The sequence below is a fragment of the Bacillus sp. AFS001701 genome, assembly GCF_002559405.1.
Classification (GTDB): Bacteria; Bacillota; Bacilli; order Bacillales; family Bacillaceae_G; genus Gottfriedia.
The window spans coordinates 1-1444 of sequence record NZ_NTZO01000533.1 but is presented as its reverse complement, the minus strand read 5'-3'; the positions used below and the strand labels follow the sequence as shown (position 1 = coordinate 1444).

Here is a 1444-nt window from a genome sequence, read left to right as displayed (position 1 = left end):
TGGGAGAAATTCGATTAATTCGATATAGTTTAATTCTGTCTACAATTCTAGTTTTTATGATGACAATTGTTAACTCATATTTTATGATTTTACTAGTGACGATTACAGTATTTTTAGGCTTTGATTTAATGCGTCCAGCTGTTACAACCTATTTGTCTAAGATTGCAGGTAATGAACAAGGCTTTGTAGGTGGGATGAACTCAATGTTTACTAGTTTTGGGAATGTAATTGGACCAATAATAGGTGGAATCCTATTTGATATAGACCTAAACTATCCATTTTATTTTGCAACAGTCTTATTAGCGAGTGGCGTTGGTTTAACAATTGCTTGGAAAATGCCAGTATATCGAACAGCATAATATATCAAAAAAGCGTATTCTATATTTACGAATAAAGAATATGCTTCTTTTGCTAAAATAAGAATGTGGAGGTGATTAAGGTGAAGGAAAAACTTTATACAATAGGTGAGGTATCCAAGTTAGTTAATATATCGATTAAAGCACTCCGATATTATGACAAAATCAATTTATTTAAACCAGCGTATGTAGATCCAGATACGAATTATCGATATTACAAAGACTCACAAATTCATCTTCTCGATTTAATCAAATCACTCAAATATATTGGTACTCCATTAGAAGAGATGAAAGAGGTACAGGGACTACAGAGAGATGAATTTTTCTCCTTTTTAACAGAACAAGAAAAAATTGTTAGAGAAAAAATAGATTCATTAATCGAAATTGAAAAAATCATCGCAAATGCAAAAAAGGGATTACAAAAACAAAAGGATTATCCACAATTTGGAGAAGTGTTTTTTTCGTATGAAGATGAAATGCAAATCATTCAGACGAAAGCTAATGGGATCGACCCGAAAAATATTTTAAATGCTTCATACAGTAAATTGAAGAAATTTGCTGCATCTACAGAGGGTTTTAGGAACAATGGTTATGGAGCCATTGTACCATATAAGTCTTATACCCATGTTAGTGAAGTAACATATCAATATTTATTTACACCTGTTTTAACAAAAAAACAAACGACACTACTATTACCGGATACCGAGCTTTCAACCATCCCCAAAGGAAATTACATATGCATTACTTATAAAAGCGTATCATCTGATGATTATTTTACAAACTTACAAAGACTTATTCACTATATAGACAAACATAAAATAACGATTAAAAGTGATATATATGAGTCATTAATACATAATAATTATTCACCAAATCAAAAAGAAGAATTCCTGATTGAAATGAGAGTATTGGTCGATGATGAAAGAGAATAGATAGACAAAAAATATGATACTTTAAAGCTCCATAGTAGATTTTAGAAAGACTCTTTATAGGGTCTTTTTTACTTTTATGATCAAAAATAAATTTATTTAATATACAAATTGAATTATTGAATAAAAAGATAAATTTTTATATAAAAATTAAATTTT

The 1444-nt window shown here is 29.1% G+C and carries 2 protein-coding genes; both read left to right on the top strand.

The features are described from left to right. A partial coding sequence (locus tag CN514_RS22240; protein ID WP_141529484.1) for an MFS transporter occupies nucleotides 1-359 on the top strand: 359 nt, incomplete at its 5' end. 80 nt (nucleotides 360-439) lie between these two features. Further along, nucleotides 440-1288, top strand: coding sequence for a MerR family transcriptional regulator (locus CN514_RS22235; protein ID WP_098234444.1), 849 nt, complete (start codon nucleotides 440-442; stop codon nucleotides 1286-1288). Nucleotides 1289-1444: the final 156 nt, after the last annotated feature.